A 21,257-nucleotide genomic window follows, 5' to 3' on the forward strand; every position below is an offset into this window, starting at 1 on the left:
GCTCAGCCTCTGCTTTTTCTGCAGCAAGTCGTTCTTGCTCTAAACGCTCAGCCTCTGCTTTTTCTGCAGCAAGTCGTTCTTGCTCTAAACGCTCAGCCTCTGCTTTTTCTGCAGCAAGTCGCTCTTGCTCTGCTAATTGCTTTTGGTTATCAGCATCTGCTGCTTGCTCTGTTTGTTGTTTATTTTCTGATTTGCCAAAACCTAGCCAAGACAGGAATTTACTTTTTTTTGCCATAGTTGCTAATAACCACTTATAAAAATCTGATAAACTAATGCAAATAGTTTTATCTGAACTCGCTTTTAAAGCCATTCATAAAACTATTGTCCAAGATGCTTATGGTAACACTTTTAGCGCAGTTGAAAAATGACGCACTACCATATGATGACAATATTATCTGAGCCGCGTTCTAGATACCATTTATTAGTGAGTTAAATGAGAAAAAAATCACCACAAAAACAATCAAATAATAAATCTAGCGATGGCTTTATTAGGATCATTAGCGGGCAATTTCGTGGTCGTAAATTACCGGTGAAAAATGTTGAAGGCTTAAGGCCAACGACAGATCGCATTAAAGAAACGCTCTTTAATTGGTTAATGCAAGATACTCGAGATGCTAAAGTTCTCGATTGCTTTGCAGGCTCCGGCGGGCTTGGCTTTGAAGCCCTCTCTAGATTTGCTCACAGCGCTACATTTTTAGAAATGGACAATTCAGCAGCGGCGCAATTAAAAGCAAACGCCCAAACGCTCAATTTGAGTAATACAGACATTCATTGCATCGATAGTTTGCAGTATTTAGGTCAAAATACTAATGAACAACAATTTGATTTAGTTTTTGTCGATCCGCCTTTTCGCCTAGGTTTAGCTCAGCCATGCTGTGATTTACTTATAAAAAATAATTGGCTAAGTGAAAATGCGCTTGTTTATATTGAAATTGAAAGCGAATTGAACAATCTCCCAATACCAAATAATTGGCTGTTATTAAAAGAAAAAATTGCCGGCCAAGTACAATGTCGTTTATATCAAGTACAGTAAAATTAATAACATAGAATTTATTTTAGTGCGCAGTTCGAACTAGATAATATTTATCCTTTACATGTGGTGTGGCTTCGGATTACAATACCGCACCATTTTTGAACCACTTGATCATTGTTTGATCAACTTGAGCAACGCTCATTATTTAGGTAGGTGAATTTTTAATGCCAGTAATTAAAGTAAGAGAGAACGAACCGTTTGACGTAGCACTTCGTCGCTTCAAGCGTTCATGTGAAAAAGCAGGTATCCTTTCAGAAGTTCGTCGTCGCGAGCACTATGAAAAGCCAACAGCTGAGCGTAAGCGTAAAAAAGCTGCAGCGGTTAAGCGTCACATGAAGAAGCTTTCTCGCGATAACGCACGTCGCGTTAAATTATACTAATAGTATTAGGTCTTGTATAAATGAGCCTTTTAATAACGCTAAAAGATGCGCAAAAAGATGCGATGCGAGCGAAAGACAAAGCACGTCTTAACCCAATTCGTATGGTGCTTGCTGCAATCAAGCAGCGTGAGATTGACGAGCAAATAACACTTGATGATGACGGTATTACCGCAGTCCTAGTGAAGCTTGTTAAACAACGCCGCGATTCTTACACTCAGTACAAAGATGCTGGGCGTGATGATTTAGCTGAAGTTGAAGCCAGTGAAATTAAAGCACTTGAAGAGTTTTTACCTCAACAATTGAGTGAAGACGAAATCATTGCTCTCATTGATGAGGCTATTGCTGATACTAACGCAGCAGGTATGCAAGACATGGGTAAAGTAATGGGTATAATCAAAAGCAAAGCTGAAGGTCGCGCCGATTTAGGCAAGATTTCTGGCTTAATTAAGCAACGATTAACTGCCTAATACGCCCACATACGTAAAGTATGATTAAAGCAAACCGAGCCAAGTGCTCGGTTTCTTCGTTTTTAGCTTTAACAAAAATAGCATTTGTGTTCAAATCTAATTTTGCAGAACTAGAGCTAGTTCGTTCACCTTTTTCTATTTATTTCAGGACTACACTTTACTAATGGCCGGAAAGATCCCACGAAATTTTATTGACGATTTACTCGCCAGAACAGATATTGTCGAGCTTATTGACTCTAAAGTTGGTCTTAAAAAAGCCGGTAAAGATTACCAAGCGTGCTGCCCTTTTCATAACGAAAAATCTCCTTCGTTTACTGTTTCACAAGATAAACAGTTTTACCATTGCTTTGGTTGTGGGGCTAATGGCAACGCAATTTCTTTTGTAATGGAATACGATAAACTTGAATTTGTTGATGCAATTGAAGAACTTGCCAGCTTATTAAACCTAGATGTGCCACGTGAACAAGGTAACACCAGCTCAGGCCCACAAAGAACCGCAGAGCAAAAACGTTCTGATTACGACTTAATGCTACACGCCGCCCGCTTTTATCAGCATCAATTAAAACACCACGCAAATTCAGCTGATGTTATTGAGTATGTAAAAGGTCGTGGCTTAAGTGGTGAAACCGTTAAAAAGTTTATGATTGGCTATGCTCCGAGTGAGTGGGAAGGCTTGTGCCAACAGCTTGGTCGTAATAAAGAGCAAAAAGAGCAGCTTGTAGAGTTAAAGCTCGCTTCGGAGAAAACCCCCGGCAGGCAGTTTGATTTTTTCCGTGACCGTTTAATGTTTCCAATTCGTGATAAACGGGGTCGTGTTATCGCGTTTGGTGGTCGGGTTATGCAATCAGACCAAGGGCCCAAATATCTAAACTCTCCAGAGACCCGCATTTTCCATAAAGGCTTTGAGTTATATGGGCTTTATGAGGCAAAGCAAGTACACAAAAAGCTTGAGCATGTCCTTATTGTTGAAGGTTATATGGACGTGGTCGCATTGAGCGAGCAAGGCATTGAATACGCAGTCGCAGCACTTGGCACCGCAACAACAGCTGAGCACATGCATACTTTGTTCAGAACCACAGACAAGGTAATTTGCTGTTACGATGGTGACCGTGCAGGTCGTGATGCTGCTTGGCGCGCGCTTGAAAATGCGTTGCCTTATTTAAGTGATGGTAAAGCACTGCAATTTGTATTTTTACCTGATGGCGAAGACCCTGATTCACTAGTACAACAAGAAGGCAAAGACACGTTCGAACAACGTTTAGCCCACGCTGATGATTTCACTCAAGTGTTGTTTAACAAACTCAGTCAGGAAATTGACTTAACTAGTGATGCTGGTAAAGCAAAATTACTCAGCGCGGTGCTTCCTTTAATAGAAAAAATTCCTAGTGAGTTTTATCAGGAAAATTTACTTGAGCAACTAGGGCGATTAATTGGCCGTACAAAAGAGCAGCTAAATGGCCGTTTAAAAACCCCCAAACAACAGCATTCAATTGAGCGTAAATTTAAAATAACGCCAATGCGTCGTGCTATTGGTTTGCTAGTGCAGCATCCGAGTTTATCAAATGCAGTGCCTTACTTACCTGATCTTGCTCAAATGAATATCGCAGGTATTGCCCTGTTAATAAAGTTACAGCACTACGCGTTAGAAAAAGGCACAATTACTACCGCTCAATTACTTGAGGCGTTTAGAGAAAGCCCAGAGTATGAAGCACTGATTAAATTAGCGACGTGGCGTCATGAAATAAATGACGACCGCTTAGAAGATGAATTTAAAAATACTTTTAAATTTATTGAAGATCAGTGTTTAAATTATCGACTCGAGACCCTATTAATAAAGGACAAGACACAAGGATTAAACAGCGATGAGCGACTCGAGTGTCATTTATTAACTCAAGCGCTAAAAGGAACTAACAGCTAGTCAAAATTGATAAATGCTGTTATACTGTGCTATTCACTGCGTCAAATAATACTTAGTTTAGCTTATTTATAAGCAAGCTGGCGCCTGTTGTATCAACTTATCAGAGTGGAAGAAACAATCTCTATGGATCCAACTCCTCAGTCACAATTAAAACTTCTGATTCAAAAAGGTAAAGAGCAAGGTTATTTAACTTTTGCAGAAGTTAATGATCACCTTCCACAAGATATTATCGATTCAGATCAAGTAGAAGATATCATTAGCATGATCAATGATATGGGTATCAAGGTTAGCGAAAACGCGCCTGATGCCGATGAATTGATGATGCAAGAAACCACGACAGATGAAGACGCAGCAGAAGCCGCAGCCGCTGCGCTTGCTACTGTAGATAAAGAAATCGGCCGTACTACGGACCCGGTTCGTATGTACATGCGTGAAATGGGCACAGTTGAACTACTGACCCGTGAAGGCGAAATTGTCATCGCTAAGCGTATTGAAGAAGGCATCAACCAAGTTCAGATCTCGGTTGCTGAGTACCCTGAAGCAATTACTTATCTTCTTGAACAATGGGATAAATTCGAAGCTGAAGAAATGCGCTTAAGCGACATTATCTCTGGTTTCTTCGATCCTAATGAAGATGAAACGCAAATTTCTGCAACACACATCGGTTCTGAATTAAGCGAAAAAGAGCTTGATGAAGAAGATAAAGATGATTCAGAAAGTGATGATGATGAAGACGAAGAAGAAGTAGATACTGGCCCAGATCCTGAAGAAGCCCGTGTTCACTTTGAGAATCTTCGCGATCTGTATAACAAAGCACGCGATACTTTTGATAAAAAAGGCCGCTCTCACCCTGATTCAAAAGCCGCTATTTTTGAAATCGGTGAGCTATTCAGAACATTTAAACTAGTACCTAAACAGTTTGATCGCATGGTTAACAACATGCGTGAAATGATGGACAGAGTTCGTATTCAAGAACGTCTTATCATGAAACAAGCGGTACAATTTGCAAAGTTACCAAAGAAAACCTTTGTTAAGCATTTTGCAAATAACGAAACAGATTCATCGTGGCTTGACTTAGAAATTGCCGCTAACGAAAAGCATTCAGCTAAACTTGAAGAAGTGAAGCCTGAAATAATACGCTGTATTAATAAGCTAAGTGCTATCGAAGAAAGCACTGGTTTAAGCATTGAACGTATTAAAGACATCAACCGTCGTATGAGTATTGGTGAAGCTAAGGCTCGTCGTGCGAAAAAAGAAATGGTTGAAGCAAACTTACGTCTTGTTATCTCGATTGCGAAAAAGTACACCAACCGTGGTTTACAATTCTTGGACTTAATCCAAGAAGGTAACATTGGTCTAATGAAAGCCGTTGATAAGTTTGAATATCGCCGTGGTTATAAGTTCTCAACTTATGCTACGTGGTGGATCCGTCAAGCCATTACCCGCTCGATTGCTGACCAAGCACGTACTATCCGTATTCCGGTACATATGATTGAAACGATCAATAAATTGAATCGTATTTCACGTCAAATGTTGCAAGAGATGGGTCGTGAGCCAAACCCAGAAGAATTAGCTGAGCGTATGTTAATGCCTGAGGATAAAATCCGTAAGGTACTTAAAATCGCGAAAGAGCCGATTTCAATGGAAACGCCTATCGGTGATGATGAAGATTCGCACTTAGGTGACTTTATCGAAGATACTACTATTGACTCGCCAATCGATTCGGCAACAATGGAGTCTCTTCGTGGTGCTACCAACGATGTACTTGCAGGCTTAACAGCCCGTGAAGCTAAAGTATTACGTATGCGTTTTGGTATCGATATGAATACCGACCATACTCTAGAAGAAGTAGGTAAACAGTTTGACGTAACACGTGAGCGTATTCGTCAAATCGAAGCGAAGGCACTGCGTAAACTACGCCACCCTTCTCGCTCTGATTTACTTAAGAGCTTCTTAGACGCTAAATAATTAGCTGCTAACAAACATAATTAAAAGGCCGCTGTAGCGGCCTTTTTTCTATTTCAAGGAAATAATCATGGCTTGGATCCAAATCCGTATCAATGCTAATGCCGCAACCGCTGATGCTGTCAGTGACTTATTAATGGAAGCTGGAAGCGCGTCTGTTACCTTCATTGATGCTAAAGATACGCCTATCTATGAGCCTAAAATTGGCACTGTCGAGTTTTGGGCTGATACCACTGTTATTGGTCTGTTCGAGGCTAATCACGATATGAATGCGGTTATTGAGCTATTAAAACGCCATGACGAGATAAGAGACTCGTTAGTTTATAAAGTAGAACAACTTGAAGATAAAGACTGGGAACGTGAATGGATGGATAACTTCCACCCAATTCAGTTTGGCGAAAAGCTCTGGATTTGCCCAAGCTGGCGCGATATTCCAGACCCTGATGCTGTAAATGTATTACTCGACCCTGGCCTTGCCTTTGGCACAGGCACGCATGCCACAACCGCATTGTGTTTAAAATGGCTTGAAAGCCAAGACTTAACAGGTAAAACCGTCGTCGACTTTGGTTGTGGCTCAGGTATTTTAGGCATTGCAGCTATAAAATTGGGTGCTGAGCGTATGATAGGCATTGATATCGACCCACAAGCATTAGAAGCGAGCCTTGATAATGCACAGCGTAACGGTGTAGCCGACAAGCTTGAAGTTTACCTACCAGAAAATCAGCCTGAATTTACAGCAGATATAGTGGTAGCAAACATTTTAGCCGCGCCATTACGTGAACTTCACAGTGTCATTTTAGGCTTGTTAAAACCAGGTGGTAAAATAGCGATGTCAGGCATTTTAGAAGAGCAGGCACAGTCAGTTGCTGACGTTTATGCGCCATTTATTGCCCTTGATGAAATTGCTGTTGAGGGTGAATGGACTCGAGTAAGCGGTGAAAAAAACGCTATCTAATCGCGTTTTATTTATTAAAGAGTTAACTCTAAATACGTTTGTAAAGCCTGTAATTAACAGGCTTTACCTATTATTTACACGCATACTTTGAAAACAAAATAGCCCCTTTGTTTTTGTTTTGCTTAATTAACAAACAAATCAACCCAGCCTTCAAACTGTTATCAAAAGTCAATACGAAAAAGTCAAAAAAAAGTCACTTTTGTTCAATTTATAGCCTTTGTTTTTTAGTAAAAACACCGTAAACTTAGCGCCCCTTGAAAAGAGGCCTTTGAATATCGTGCGTATCGGTTCATACCAACTTGAGAATAATGTTATTGTCGCGCCAATGGCGGGCATAACCGACAGACCATTTAGACAGCTTTGCCGACGCTTAGGTGCAGGGCTTGCTGTGTCTGAAATGCTGTCGTCAAATCCAAAGGTATGGAAAACCGAAAAATCGATGAACCGTATGGATCACAGCGGTGAATCAGGAATACGCGCAGTGCAAATAGCAGGAGCTGATCCTGAGCTTATGGCCCAGGCTGCACAATTCAATGTCAGCAATGGTGCACAGATCATAGATATAAATATGGGGTGCCCTGCAAAGAAAGTGAACAAGAAGCTCGCAGGCTCAGCCTTATTACAGTTTCCTGATTTAGTGGAAGAGATCGTCGACGCCGTGGTTAACGCTGTTGATGTACCTGTAACATTAAAAATCCGTACAGGATGGGATCGGGATAACCGTAACGGTGTTGAGATTGCGAGAATAGCTGAACGCTATGGCATTGCTTCATTAGCCGTACATGGGCGCACGCGTGCATGTATGTATAAAGGTGAAGCAGAATACGCCACAATCAGGGATATAAAGCGTTCAGTGTCGATACCTGTGGTAGCTAATGGTGATATTACATCACCAGAAAAAGCAAAGCAGGTTTTGGACTATACGGGTGCAGATGCCATTATGATTGGTCGAGCCGCCCAAGGTCGCCCTTGGATATTTAGGGAGATAGACCACTTTTTGCGAACCGGAGAACATTTACCCACACCTGAGATTTCAGAAGTGCGGGGTATTTTGATGGAACACTTAGTGAACCTTCATACGTTTTACGGGGAACCAATGGGAGCGCGCATAGCTCGCAAACATGTATCTTGGTATTTGCAAACCCATGACAGTGACGGTCAGTTTAGGCGAGTATTTAATGCTCTCGATAATCCACAGGCACAAATCGAGACATTAGAGCAATACTTTAAAACACTAGCAGCTAACTAAGAAAGAAAGAGATATATACAATGTTCGAACAAAACGTGACTTCTCCATTTATTACTAACCCTCATGTTCAGTCACACGAGAAACCGCAGCCATTACGCGATGCAGTGAAAAAAGCTGTTCATCATTATTTAAAACAGCTTAACGGTCAAGATGTGCAAGACGTTTACGACCTTGTTCTTTCTGAGCTAGAAGCACCATTACTTGAAGAAGTAATGACTTACACTCGTGGCAACCAAACACGTGCGGCAATCTTACTAGGTATCAACCGTGGTACTTTACGTAAGAAGCTTAAGAAATACGGCATGAACTAATATCAGTTATAACTGGTATAAAAAATAAAAATTTAAAATAACCATGTTATTTTAAATGAAAAAGCACCTTCGGGTGCTTTTTTTATATCTTTAAAATCCCTCAAAAAGTGCCTAATTGCAAAATCCTCACCCTTTAAATATCGTTTTTTAAGCGATATTCAGTTAAAATAGCGCCTTTCTAAGCTAGCTCAAACACTGAGGTAATCAAACTACAATGGATACACATCGTCCAATTCGTCGCGCACTACTAAGTGTGTCAGATAAAACCGGTATCGTTGAATTTGCTCGTGCACTTGAATCACAAGGTGTCGAACTTTTATCAACTGGCGGTACTTGTAAATTACTTGCTGATAACGGCATTAAAGTCACTGAAGTATCTGACCACACAGGTCACCCTGAGATCATGGATGGTCGCGTAAAAACTCTTCATCCAAAAATTCATGGCGGCATCTTAGCGCGTCGTGGACAAGATGAAGACGTAATGGCTGAGAATAACATCTCTGCTATCGATATTGTTGTAGTTAACTTATACCCCTTTGCGAATACAGTCGCTCAAGAGAACTGCAGCCTTGAAGATGCTATTGAAAACATCGATATCGGTGGTCCAACTATGGTGCGTGCTGCGGCTAAAAACCACAAAGACGTGACTATCGTAGTAAATGCAAAAGATTACGACCGCGTGATCAGCGAAATGCAAAGCAACGATGGTTCAACGTCATACAAAACGCGTTTTGATCTTGCGATTGCTGCTTACGAGCACACCGCACAGTACGATGGCATGATTGCTAACTACTTCGGTAAAATGGTTGCTGACTACACTGATGAAGCGGCTGAGGAAACTAAATTCCCACGTACAATCAATATGCAGTTCACTAAAAAGCAAGATATGCGCTACGGTGAAAACTCTCACCAAGACGCCGCTTTCTATGTTGAGAACGACGTACAAGAAGCCTCTGTTGCAACTGCGGTACAACTTCAAGGTAAAGCATTATCGTTTAACAATATTGCTGACACTGACGCAGCACTTGAATGTGTTAAAGAGTTTGACGTACCTGCCTGTGTTATCGTAAAACATGCAAACCCTTGTGGCGTATCAATCGGTGAAAACATTCTTGAAGCGTATGACCGTGCTTTCAAAACAGATCCTACATCAGCATTTGGTGGCATTATTGCCTTTAACCAAGAGCTTGATGCCCAGACTGCAGAAGCCATTGTTGCTCGCCAATTTGTTGAAGTGATCATTGCACCTAAGGTATCTGAAGCAGCTGCACAAATCGTATCTGCAAAGCAAAATGTACGTTTATTAGAATGTGGTGAGTTTTCTGCTAAAGGCACAAGCCATGACATCAAGCGTGTTAACGGTGGTGTATTAATTCAAGACCGTGATTTAGGTATGGTAACGCAAGGCGACTTAAAAGTTGTGTCTAAGCGCCAACCTACTGAGCAAGAGCTTAAAGACTTATTATTCTGCTGGAAAGTGGCTAAGTTTGTTAAATCAAACGCGATTGTTTATGCCCGTGACGGTATGACAATTGGTGTAGGCGCAGGCCAAATGAGCCGCGTTTATTCAGCTAAAATAGCGGGTATTAAAGCCGCTGACGAAAACCTTGAAGTGAAAGGTTCAGTCATGGCATCTGATGCGTTCTTTCCATTCCGTGATGGTATAGATGCAGCTGCAGAAGCTGGCATTACAGCGGTCATACAACCAGGTGGCTCAATGCGCGATGAAGAAGTTATAGCGGCAGCTGATGAAGCTGGCATGGCAATGGTGTTTACTGGTATGCGTCACTTCCGCCACTAATCACGCAAAGAGCTAACTGATAAAGTTAGCTCTTTTTGTTTGCACTAAATTCACGTATTCTGCTTATTCTATAACCTCTTGTAAAATTATAATATGAAGGAACAGACGATGAAATTTGCACTAAAATCTCTATTGGTTGCTACGTTAGCAGTTAGCTCAACAGTAGCTCTTGCACATAACCACAGCGCCGATTCGGCACTGCAAAAAGCAGTCGAATCAACTGAGCGCAACAATGAGCGAGACCAGTATCGTAATCCTGTACAAACATTGGATTTTTTTGGTTTTAAACCAACTATGACCGTGGTTGAAATTGCCCCTGGTGGCGGTTGGTACAGTGACATTTTAGCGCCTGCATTAAAAGAGCAAGGTACTTACTATGCTGCTCACTTTCCTGCAGATTCATCAGTTGGTTACTATCAACGTTCACTAGCGAGCTTTAAAAAGAAAATCGCTGAAGATAAACGATATAGCCAAGTAAAGGTGACAGAGTTTGCTCCACTAACACATTTAGATATCGCTCCAGCAAACAGCGCTGATATGGTATTAACCTTTCGCAACGTGCATAACTGGTATATGAGCAAAGAAAAAGACGCGGCATTAAGTGCCTTTAAGTCTTTTTTCTCAGCATTAAAACCAGGCGGAACGCTAGGTGTGGTAGAGCATCGCTTACCAGAAAGTAGCGCTGATGAAATGCAAAAGTCGTCAGGTTATATGAAGCAAAGTGTTGTTATTGCACTTGCTAAACAAGCAGGTTTTGAACTTGAAGCAAGCAGTGAAATTAATGCAAACCCTCTTGATACAGCTGATCACCCTAAAGGGGTATGGACTCTCCCACCTCGCTTAGCGCTTGATGAAAAAGACGCAGCTAAATATAAAGCGATTGGTGAAAGTGACCGTATGACGCTGAAATTTAAAAAACCGCTTTAATAGATAGGATAATTCGCCATGAATGTATTAGTCATTGGCAGCGGCGGCCGCGAACACGCACTTGCGTTTAAGGCCGCTCAAAACACCAAAGTAACCACTGTATTCGTTGCCCCTGGTAATGCAGGTACAGCCCATGAGCCTAAGCTTGAGAACGTTGCCATTAACGTTGAAGACTTAGAAGGCCTACTTAACTTTGCAAAGCAAAACAATGTTGGCCTTACTATCGTGGGCCCTGAAGTACCACTGGTACTGGGTGTAGTAGATAAATTCCGTGAGCACGGCTTAGCAATATTCGGCCCAACAGCCGGGGCTGCTCAGCTGGAAGGCTCTAAATCGTTTACTAAAGACTTTTTAGCACGCCACAATATTCCAACTGCGGATTACCAAACGTTTGAACAAATCGACCCTGCCCTTGCCTATTTAAAAGAAAAAGGTGCGCCGATTGTTATAAAAGCAGACGGTTTAGCAGCAGGTAAAGGCGTTATTGTTGCAATGACTGAAGCTGATGCCGAGGATGCCATTCGTGACATGCTGGCAGGAAACGCTTTTGGTGAAGCGGGCAGTCGCGTTGTGATTGAAGAGTTTTTAGAGGGTGAAGAAGCCTCTTTCATCGTTATGGTTGATGGCGAAAACGTACTACCGTTTGCTACTAGCCAAGATCATAAACGTGCCTACAATGGCGATAAAGGTCCAAACACAGGTGGCATGGGTGCATACTCACCAGCCCCAGTTGTAACTGACGAAATCCATCAGCGCATTATGGATGAAGTTATCAACCCAACAGTTGCAGGTATGGCTAGTGAAGGCCACCCTTATACAGGATTCCTATACGCAGGTTTGATGATCGACAGCGACGGTACGCCGAAAGTTATCGAGTATAACTGTCGTTTTGGCGACCCTGAGACACAACCTATGATGCTACGCTTACAATCAGACTTGGTCGAATTGATTGAAGCAGCTAACCGTGTAGAACTTGATAAAACAACCATTGAGTTTGATTCACGCGCAGCTGTAGGTGTGGTATTAGCTGCTAAAGGCTACCCTGATAGCTACCCGAAAGGTGACGCAATCAATGGCCTAAAAGTAAGCTACCCTGAAGGCGAAAAAGTTTTTCACGCAGGAACTAAGCAAGACGGCGATAACGTTGTGACTGCTGGCGGGCGCGTGTTATGTGCAACGGCCCTTGGTAACACTGTTACCGAAGCACAACAGCGTGCCTATAAACTGGTTGTGGAAATTAACTGGGAAGGCATGGAGTACCGTACCGATATTGCTTATCGTGCAATTGCACGCGAGCAATAAGCCATACTTTATTGTTGTAAAATTTAATATAAAGCGCAGTTCACTGCGCTTTTTCTTTTTAGAAAGGTGCTACACTTACTGGACGATTCGCAAAAGACGACAAACATTGAAAAATAATTACTTACGTTATCACTTTATTGCTGTTTTAATATTAGTACTGTTATTTTATGTTATTGCAAATTTTGCAAGCAATCTCGCGAACCCCACTAAATACACAATAGATAAAACAACCCCAATCTATTTAAAGCACAGCTATTTAATCGACGACACCAAAAAACTGCCTAATGAGACTGTATTGAACAGCCTCCATACTTTTATTAATAAGCCATTTGAGACAATAAACTGGAACTTCACCCCCCGCAATTATTGGCTACAAATAAAACTCGATAACCGCAGCCATAAAGACGAAAGCGTTGTCGCTCACTTTGATAACCCGATGATAGATCACTTAACGGTGTATCACTTAGATGAGAACAATGAGGTAGTTACACAGACTCAGCTTGGTGATTTAAAAGAGGGATTAACTCTTTTTCAATATAGCGTGCCTCATATTTATTTGGACATTCCTTCAAATACTCGCCACAGCTTGTTAGTTAAGATAGACACAACAGGTATCAGTAAAACGCCTATTAACTTGTATTCAGAGCTGGACTTTCAAAGTTTGAACCGTTCACAAGCAACAATTTGGGGTATCTTTGTTGGCGTACTTATTATGGCAGCGCTCTACAACCTAGTACTCTTTTTTGGTATTAGGGACCGTGTATACCTGATTTACATTGGCTACATTATCAGCGCCATAATTTTAATGGGCGCAGTACTTGGGTTTGGGTTTTACCTCTGGCCTGTTAGCTGGCAGCTATTTTTTCAAAAATATATTATCGTTAGCAATTACGCTATCTCTATTTTCACGCTCGCATTTTGCACCATGTTCTTGCGGTATCACAAAGAACGCTGCTGGCGCTTTAAGGCCAGCATCGGCTTAATGGTCATTATGTTTATTTTGGCCTTAGCCTCCTTTTTTATTGTTGAAAATATCGCGGCGAGGATCTTTTTTTCCACCATGGTGCTGTTATACATTATCTGCATCATTATGATTTACAACAAACTTCGCAGTGGTTTTAGATGGGCTAAGTTTTATGTTATTTCATGGATACCACTTATTATTGGCGCTGCAATTCAGCCTTTAGAATTAACCGATGTATTGCCATACAGTTTTGCTATTCGCCATGCATTTTTAGTAGCTATTTTATGTGAAGTTATTTTAATGGCTATGGCACTGGCTGATCGTGTGCGCTACCAGCGTGAGCGTGCGCTTTACCACGCAACCCATACACAACAAACGAAATTACTTAATAGCGCAATGTTAAAGCAAGCCTATATGGGCCTTGAACAAGCACAGCGAAAAAACACCCTATGTTTAATTAAAATTCGCTACTTTCACTCATTGCATACTTTGCTGACCCCCACGCAAAGTAATAACTTAATCATTAAAGTGGCTCAATCTCTGGAACTACAGCTTACTGGTGAGCGCCAATTTTCATTTTTAGATTCAACATTAGATAGCCACTCTAAGTTAGCTGACTTAGGAACGGGTATTTTTGCCTGCATTTCAACAAAAACACAAAGTGCAGAAGAGTTGTCATTATGCTTAGCTAAAATTGTTAAGGGGTTACCTAAACAATATGAAATACAAGGATTAAGTTTGCAATTAAAGTATGCTGCCGCTATTAGCTTTTCATTAGACAGTGATAACTTTGAGGCATGCTTGCAACGCGGTTACGTCACGCTAAAGCAAGCTAAAAGCAGCCTCACAAGCATTAGTGATTCACAGCAAAAGACTAATCAATTTATGGATATAGAGCTTGCCGCAAAACTGCAAGCAGCCATTAAAAATGACAGCCTTGCTTTATATCACCAAGCACAAATAGATCTCAGCACTAAGCGCATTGTTGGCAGCGAAGTTTTACTACGCTGGCCAACCCCTGAGTGTCGTTATTTAAATATTGAAGAACTCATACAACTTGCAGAAAGAACAGGGCTTATCAATGAGCTAACTTTATGGGTATTAGAAAAAAGTTGCCGCGATTTGCAAATACTTAATAAACAAGGCTTCACTGAGCACACCGTGAGTATTAACTTAAGTGCCAAAAATTTGAGCATTAACAAGTTAGCGGAAAAAGTTGAGAATATATTGCTTAAATACAATATACCCGCAAAACAAATTAAGTTTGAACTTACTGAATCTGCATTAGTGAAAAACCAAGAAAAAATGCAGCATCTAATATCTCAATTTCATGAGCAAGGTATACACGTTATACTTGATGATTTTGGCACAGGCTATGCTTCGTTAACCTATCTACTGCACTATACATTTTCTAACTTGAAAATTGATCGCTCCTTTGTCAGTAACTTAGAGAGTAACGCATCCCATAAAGTAATTGTAAAAACAGCCATTGATATGGCGCATAATTTAGGGATCACGGTAACAGCTGAAGGCGTTGAGGATGAGCATACTCACAATGCTCTAAAAGCAATGGGAGCTGATTTTACTCAAGGTTATTATTACTCTAGACCGATTCCATTCGATGAGTACCTTAATTTCTTAAACGAGCAGTAAGAAAGACACACCTTACTCTGGCCTATGCATAATCGCTTATAGCTACCACATACTGCAGTATTTTTGGTACCATCCCTTTTTTAAACATCTTTAGGGGCGTAAAGATGCAAGGCACACTCAAAAAGCTAAAATCTTCTCTGACACAGCCAATCCAATATCACCTTCCTGTTGGTGATGAATTGATTGATTTGAATGCTTATATTGGTAAGCAACTTACACTCACGTTTAGTGGCACGATTTTATGCTCTAGCTGTGGTAAAAAGACCAAAAAAAGCTACTCGCAAGGCCATTGCTTTGTTTGCATGCGTAAGCTTGCCAGCTGTGATATGTGTATCATGAAACCTGAAACTTGCCATTATGATCAAGGTACCTGCCGCGAACCACAGTGGGGCGAAGAAAATTGCATGATCCCACATTATGTTTACTTAGCTAATACGTCAGGGCTTAAAGTGGGTATCACTCGCCATACACAAATCCCTACACGCTGGGTTGACCAAGGTGCAACGCAAGCATTGCCTATTTTTAAAGTACAGACACGCTTACAATCTGGTTTAGTTGAAGTTGCACTCGCGCAGTTTATTGCTGATAAAACCAATTGGCGCAATATGCTCAAAGGTCAAAGTGAAGTGCTTGATTTGAAAGCCTCTGCTGCTGAATTAATACCGCAAATTGCAGATAAGCTTAATGAGCTTGCCGAGCTATTTGGTGCAACAGCCATTGAACAGCTTGACGAAGACGTAGTTGATTTAACGTTTCCAGTGACTGAATACCCAACTAAAATTAGTTCGTTTAATTTTGATAAAGAGCCTGTTGTAAGCGGTATTTTGCAAGGAATTAAAGGCCAATACCTCATTTTTGATAAGGGCGTTATTAATATCCGTAAATTTACGTCTTATGAAGTAACGGTTGAGTAAATTGCGAATAAAACGCTAACCATTGCCGCTGCGCTAACGGGCGGCAATAGTGATATCCTTGAATAACATCACAGCCTAAACTTAATAAATACGTTTGTTGTGTTAGCTTCTCTACACCTTCGGCAATTACCGTTAAGTTTAAATTTTTTGCTAGTGAGACAATTGCTGCCACTATTTCGCTATTGCCATATTCATCGGGTACTTTTGCAATAAAACTGGCATCAATTTTCAAGGCATCAAACGGCAGTTTCGTTAAGTAACTTAATGCCGAATACCCCGTTCCAAAATCATCTAAAGCTATATTAACTCCGAGCGCCTTGACCTTGTTTAGCTCTTTCTTGGCTTGTGTGAACGAACTAATAAAACTGCTCTCTGTGAGTTCAATCTCAAGTAAGCGACCTGATAGCGTGTATTTAGTTAGCATGGCTTCAATACTACTCGCCAATTTCCCCTGACTTAAATGGCATGCGGAAATATTAATAGCCAATCGACCCGCATTGATACCCAAAGCTTGCCACTGTTCAAGGTGTTTTCCTGCTTGCTCTATGACCCATAAATCAAGTTGCACAATTAACCCGAGTTCTTCTGCTAATGGGATAAAATGCGCTGGGGAAATAACACCGAGTGCAGGGTCGTGCCATCGCAATAACGCCTCAACGCCCTGAACTTCTTTACTGTGTAGGTTTAGTTTAGGTTGAAAGTAGAGTTCAAACTCATCATTTTCTAAAGCAAATTGAAAGCGGCTCATCATTGCCAGTCGTTCAAGTGAGCGTGCGTTCATAGATGATTTAAATAACTGAAAAGAATTACGGCCCTGATCTTTTGAACGGTACATCGCAATATCTGCATGCTTTAACAGTGTTTCGCTGTCTTGACCGTCCTCAGGGTAAACAGCGGCCCCTAAAGAGGCTGTGATCCTCACATCAGTTCCCTCTAACATGAATGAGGCTTCTAAATTTTTTAGAATGCTATTAGCCAGTTTGCTGACAGATTCGAAATTTTCAACATTAAACAATACTACAAACTCATCTCCTCCCAAACGAGCGAGGGTGTCACCTTCATCAAGTAATTGCTCAATACGCTTAGCAACTAACTGAAGTAAATGGTCGCCCGCGCCATGTCCTAGCGTGTCGTTAATTTCTTTGAACCTGTCTAAATCAATAAACATAACAGCAAGCATTGTATTATCGCGGTGAGCACTTGCCAGCGCCATATTTAGCCTATCATTAAATAAGCGCCTGTTAGGTAGTCCTGTGAGTTCATCAAAATAAGCTAATTGGACTATTTTTTCCTCTGCGCATTTACGCTCTGTAATATCACTAAAAATAGCGGCATATAACTTTTCGCTATTATGCGGCTCTTTAATTTCAATAATCGTCAGCCACTCAACATACAATTCGCCATTTTTTTTACGATTACAAATTTCTCCTTGCCACACACCATGCTCTTCAATTTGCTGCCACATTTGTTTATAAAAATTATGATTGTGTCGACCTGAGCTTAATAGGCTGGGGTTTTTCCCTATAACTTCAAACTCTTTATAACCTGTTAATTCAGTAAATGCTGGATTTACTTGAATAATCTCACCTTTTTGCGAGGTGATCATGATGCCATCTAACGAGCAGTCAATAATTTTGTTGGCTAGAAATAGGTTACGCTGTGAATGTTGTAATGCCACATCTCGTTGTTGCAGTACTTTTTCAAGCTCACAACAATACGCACTTTCAATTTCATTAATCAAATGCTCCAGTGACAATACACCTTCAATAACGCCTTCTTCGATAACAATTAGATGCCGAACATGGTTATGAGACATCAAACGGTATGCATCAAATAAGCTTTGCGATGGGCTAATATGATGAACAGATCGATTAACAAAGTCCCAGCATAAACCATCGCCATAGCTATCAAGGATTAAGTTCAACAAATCACGCTGAGTGATAATACCGTGCTCTTGTAAATGCTCGTTATAAACAAGGATTGCCTTATCATTACGTTGGCGCATTTTAGCAATCGCATCAGTTACAACCATATCGCTTGGTACAATCAAAATATTTTTATTGTATTGATCGTTAATTGTTCTAAATTGTAAGTAATGATCCAACCCTTGATTGCGTACAATATCACTGATACTTAATACACCACATGGCAAGTGATTCTCATCAGTCACTAATAAGTGCCGTACACTATTTTGATGAAAAATAAGCGCTGCATCACTCAAAAGCTGCTTACTAGAAACGTTTAAAACAGGTGATGACATAACCTGCCCAATAACGATGTTTTTTACAGACTGATTAGTGAAGTCGAGCTTCATACAATCTGATTCTGTCCAAACCCCAACAATACCTTGCTGCCCTCTTACAAACACAGCGCTAACATTATGTGCTCGCATAAGTTTGACCGCTTCTATAAGCCTAGTATCTTTTGTGCAAGCAATAACCTTGTTAGTATATACATCATGAACTTTTTGATAGCGGCTGTTTTGGGGCATAATAGAGTTCTTTGCAGTGAAAGGTCTAAAGTATAAATAGCCTCAGTAAAAACAACTTGATTTAGGACAATAAATGAGTCAGTTCGACCCCTTAATACTTATTTACAACCACGAAATTGATATTATTGAAGAGCCTAGCGATCTCGAAAATTTACTGTATGGAATGAGTGAAAGCCAACAAAATGAGGTGATTTTACTAGATAAAAAGGCACGCTATAAAACGCTTAAAAACACCCCCTCGCAAGCCTTATCATCTAGCGATTTGGCAACATTAGTTAAACATTACCTAGCAAAAGAAGGGCAATGTTGTTTAGCTAAAATAGATCACTTAACACCGGCTCAGGCATTTGATTTATTAGCTATCGACTAGTGCTTTAACATGCGCTACTGCGCTGCGTCCTAATGCCGATAAAGCATACCCGCCTTCAAGATAAGAGATAATCCCTTTGCAGTTAAGTGTTTTACTCAATGAGGCTAGCTGCTCTGTTAGCCAAACATAATCATCCTCGACAAACTTTAAGCTCGCCATATCATCTTCAAGATGCGCATCAAAGCCTGCGCTAATAAAAATAAGCTCGGGCTGAAAAGCTGACAGTTTAGGCAACCATTGCTGATCATAAAGTGCTTTTAAGTCGTTACCATCACTGGCAATGGGCAGTGGAGAATTTACTAACGTGGCATTATTTTCGATGGCAGTATTAGGATAAAAGGGATATTGAAACAAAGAGCAAAAAAGAACGTTTTCATCGTCCATAAAAATATCTTGCGTGCCATTACCGTGATGCACATCAAAATCGACAATCGCAATGCGTTTGACGCCTTTGCTTTGCGCATACCTAACCGCAATGGCTAAATTATTATACACACAGAACCCGCTTGACGCCGAACGTGTAGCATGGTGCCCAGGTGGTCTGACAGAACAAAAAGCCGCATCTAAATTATCAGCAAGTACTTCATCTACCGCCAACAGTCCAGCCCCCACTGCTCGTTCAACTGCTTTTAAAGAATCAGGACATAACCAAGTATCACCATCTAACGAGGCAAGACCTTCATCAGGCAAGGTATTTTCAACATGTCTAATAAGAGACTCATCATGCACAAGCAAATAATGCTCTGTTGATGCTTTTGGTGCTTGTTTTTGCTCTACGGCAATATCCAACCCACTTGCAAGAAGACGATCTGCAATGGCATCCAAGCGCTCAGGGCACTCTGGGTGATCCGCTATCATTTTATGTTTACGACAGTGTGGATGAGAGATAATTGCAGTGCGCATACAAAGCTCCTAATAAATTAGCTGAGTTAACTATAACAAAGCCACCCGTAGGTGGCTTTGCGACTTTGGTTTACTATCATCCCTGTTTAGCGCTTTGCTTTTAAGGTCAAATTTCTAAAGTCAAAACTAAAATCAGTGACTGATGTAGAGACTGCACGCATTTTTGCCTGCTTAACACGGTTTGTGGTACTCATCTCAAACGTTATAAATGCATCGGCTTCCAGCAGTTTTTCATCCCACTTAACAATAAAAGTATTACCTGAGTAATGCTCAAGCTGCCCTTTTAAACGCTTAGTATGGGTAAAATCAATACGTAACTTACCATTTAACTCTTCAATAATTACATCACCATACCAATCATCATTTAAAGTGCCTGTGTAGCTGATATTTGGTAGTTGCGGCTGGTAATCTGCAGATGCTTCAGGTTTGGCATTTGCGTACGCTTTTTGCTTACCTTCAAAGTGCTTTTTCGCTAAATCTTCAACCCAGTCTTTATCTTCAAGATCAAATGCATCCTCTAACACTTCGTAAGTAATCGCAGAGAGTGCACTAAATGCTTGCTGGTTGCTTAATATGACAATACCTAGATTCTTCTCGGGCACCAAGGTTACCTGCGATACCATACCTAAGATCCCGCCACCATGAGCAAGTTTTTTAACCCCATGGAAGTCTTCAATACTCCAACCTAAGCCGTATCCTCTAAACTGCTGGTGATACGCTTCATACGCTTTTTCTGACGCCATAGAGGTTATATGCGGGTGCCACATTTGCGCTTGCTGCTTTTCACTAAACAGTTGCTCACCATTGGGCATTGTGCCACCAGCAAGTTGTGTACGAAGCCACTGGCTCATATCACTGACGCTTGATGCAATTGCGCCTGCACCACGAAAGTCTTCTAGGTAATTAACAAAAAATGGATTTAACTTGCCATCCATGGGTATGTGACCCGTCGCCCAGTTTTTATTGCTATTTGGGATACGTGAAAAGCCAGCGCGTGAGTTTTTCATTTTTAACGGCTGTAACATGTTCTTTTCAATGTAGTCGTTCCAGCTCATACCCGAAACACGGGCTATAACTTCACCAGCAGTCACAAACATTAAGTTGTTATAGGCGTATTTACTGCGAAAACTACTCGCAGGTTTTAAATACTTTAAACCTGCTAAAATCTCATCTACCGATTTATCTGTATCTGGCCAAATCATCAAGTCGCCTTGACCTAAGCCTAGACCACTGCGATGACTCAATAAATCTCGTATGGTCATCTCTCGGGTGACATAAGGGTCGTATAAACGAAATTCAGGGAGATGATCAATTACTTTGTCATCCCAACTAATTTTTTCTTCATCAACCAGCTTAGCTAACGCCGCAGCAGTAAATGCTTTTGTATTTGAAGCAATACCAAATAAGGTATTTTTATTTACTTTATTTCCAGTATCTAAGTGAGTTACACCAAACCCTTTGGCAAACACCACTTTATCATTTTCAACTACAGCGACTGCCATTCCTGGTACATCAAAGCGTGCCATTGAGTTTTCAATAACTTGGTTTAACTGTTGGGTATTTATTTGTGCTTGAGCACAAAACGACAAGCCAGTTAACAGTGTTGCAGCAATGGCTATTCTCTTCAGTTTCATAACGTTCCTTGGCGTAATTT

General features: G+C 40.9%; 17 protein-coding genes and 1 pseudogene. 14 read left to right on the forward strand and 4 right to left on the reverse strand.

What is annotated here, in order from left to right; translation table 11 throughout:
* Positions 1-310: pseudogene (locus CSC79_RS20060) on the reverse strand (hypothetical protein); the annotation flags it as partial.
* Positions 311-433: 123 nt separating this feature from the next.
* On the opposite strand from CSC79_RS20060, the gene rsmD reads away from it, so the two are divergent.
* The 13 genes from rsmD (at position 434) to CSC79_RS05275 (ending at position 15,839) form a co-directional block, all read left to right on the forward strand.
* Positions 434-1,033: a 16S rRNA (guanine(966)-N(2))-methyltransferase RsmD gene (gene rsmD / locus CSC79_RS05215; protein WP_099294763.1), complete on the forward strand. Its 600-nt coding sequence runs from the start codon at positions 434-436 to the stop codon at positions 1,031-1,033.
* A 164-nt stretch (positions 1,034-1,197) separates the two neighbouring features.
* Entirely contained in the window at positions 1,198-1,413 is a 216-nt protein-coding gene (rpsU, locus tag CSC79_RS05220) for a 30S ribosomal protein S21 (protein ID WP_002957797.1), read from the forward strand.
* 20 nt (positions 1,414-1,433) lie between these two features.
* Positions 1,434-1,880 carry a GatB/YqeY domain-containing protein gene (locus CSC79_RS05225; RefSeq protein WP_099294764.1) on the forward strand — a complete coding sequence of 149 codons (447 nt, stop codon included), beginning with the start codon at positions 1,434-1,436 and terminating at the stop codon, positions 1,878-1,880.
* A 163-nt stretch (positions 1,881-2,043) separates the two neighbouring features.
* Positions 2,044-3,798 carry a DNA primase gene (gene dnaG / locus CSC79_RS05230; RefSeq protein WP_099294766.1) on the forward strand — a complete coding sequence of 585 codons (1,755 nt, stop codon included), beginning with the start codon at positions 2,044-2,046 and terminating at the stop codon, positions 3,796-3,798.
* 123 nt (positions 3,799-3,921) lie between these two features.
* Positions 3,922-5,766, forward strand: a complete 1,845-nt coding sequence (rpoD, locus tag CSC79_RS05235) for an RNA polymerase sigma factor RpoD (protein WP_099294767.1) — start codon at positions 3,922-3,924, stop codon at positions 5,764-5,766.
* 67 nt (positions 5,767-5,833) lie between these two features.
* Positions 5,834-6,718 (forward strand): 50S ribosomal protein L11 methyltransferase, encoded by an 885-nt coding sequence (gene prmA, locus CSC79_RS05240; RefSeq protein ID WP_099294769.1) that lies wholly within the window; start codon positions 5,834-5,836, stop codon positions 6,716-6,718.
* 277 nt (positions 6,719-6,995) lie between these two features.
* Complete coding sequence (dusB, locus tag CSC79_RS05245) at positions 6,996-7,967, forward strand: tRNA dihydrouridine synthase DusB (protein ID WP_180270391.1); 972 nt, start codon at positions 6,996-6,998, stop codon at positions 7,965-7,967.
* 20 nt (positions 7,968-7,987) lie between these two features.
* The gene (fis, locus tag CSC79_RS05250) at positions 7,988-8,278 is read left to right on the forward strand and encodes a DNA-binding transcriptional regulator Fis (RefSeq protein ID WP_002957804.1); all 291 of its coding nucleotides are present in this window, start codon (positions 7,988-7,990) and stop codon (positions 8,276-8,278) included.
* Positions 8,279-8,492: 214 nt separating this feature from the next.
* Positions 8,493-10,079, forward strand: a complete 1,587-nt coding sequence (gene purH, locus CSC79_RS05255; RefSeq protein WP_099294773.1) for a bifunctional phosphoribosylaminoimidazolecarboxamide formyltransferase/IMP cyclohydrolase — start codon at positions 8,493-8,495, stop codon at positions 10,077-10,079.
* A 108-nt stretch (positions 10,080-10,187) separates the two neighbouring features.
* Entirely contained in the window at positions 10,188-11,006 is an 819-nt protein-coding gene (locus tag CSC79_RS05260; protein ID WP_099294775.1) for a class I SAM-dependent methyltransferase, read from the forward strand.
* 18 nt (positions 11,007-11,024) lie between these two features.
* Positions 11,025-12,308, forward strand: coding sequence for a phosphoribosylamine--glycine ligase (gene purD / locus CSC79_RS05265; protein ID WP_099294777.1), 1,284 nt, complete (start codon positions 11,025-11,027; stop codon positions 12,306-12,308).
* A gap of 106 nt (positions 12,309-12,414) precedes the next feature.
* Positions 12,415-14,925 carry an EAL domain-containing protein gene (locus CSC79_RS05270; RefSeq protein ID WP_099294848.1) on the forward strand — a complete coding sequence of 837 codons (2,511 nt, stop codon included), beginning with the start codon at positions 12,415-12,417 and terminating at the stop codon, positions 14,923-14,925.
* Positions 14,926-15,029: 104 nt separating this feature from the next.
* Positions 15,030-15,839, forward strand: a complete 810-nt coding sequence (locus tag CSC79_RS05275) for a DUF2797 domain-containing protein (RefSeq protein WP_099294779.1) — start codon at positions 15,030-15,032, stop codon at positions 15,837-15,839.
* Here the strand turns inward: CSC79_RS05275 and CSC79_RS05280 are convergent.
* On the reverse strand, positions 15,811-18,330 hold the full coding sequence (locus CSC79_RS05280) for an EAL domain-containing protein (protein WP_099294781.1): 2,520 nt from the start codon (positions 18,328-18,330) through the stop codon (positions 15,811-15,813). The two genes, CSC79_RS05275 and CSC79_RS05280, sit on opposite strands and share 29 nt — an antisense overlap.
* A 73-nt stretch (positions 18,331-18,403) precedes the next feature.
* Here CSC79_RS05280 and CSC79_RS05285 point away from each other — a divergent pair, with 73 nt between their 5' ends.
* On the forward strand, positions 18,404-18,700 hold the full coding sequence (locus tag CSC79_RS05285) for a DUF4144 family protein (protein ID WP_099294782.1): 297 nt from the start codon (positions 18,404-18,406) through the stop codon (positions 18,698-18,700).
* Here the strand turns inward: CSC79_RS05285 and CSC79_RS05290 are convergent.
* Both CSC79_RS05290 and CSC79_RS05295 read right to left on the reverse strand, forming a co-directional pair.
* The gene (locus CSC79_RS05290) at positions 18,686-19,603 is read right to left on the reverse strand and encodes a histone deacetylase family protein (protein WP_099294783.1); all 918 of its coding nucleotides are present in this window, start codon (positions 19,601-19,603) and stop codon (positions 18,686-18,688) included. The two genes, CSC79_RS05285 and CSC79_RS05290, sit on opposite strands and share 15 nt — an antisense overlap.
* A gap of 86 nt (positions 19,604-19,689) precedes the next feature.
* A complete protein-coding gene (locus CSC79_RS05295; protein ID WP_099294784.1) occupies positions 19,690-21,237 on the reverse strand; it encodes a serine hydrolase in 1,548 nt (515 codons plus the stop codon).
* Between the last annotated feature and the right edge of the window lie 20 nt (positions 21,238-21,257).

The sequence above is a fragment of the Pseudoalteromonas sp. 3D05 genome (genome assembly GCF_002723455.1).
GTDB lineage: Bacteria > Pseudomonadota > Gammaproteobacteria > Enterobacterales > Alteromonadaceae > Pseudoalteromonas.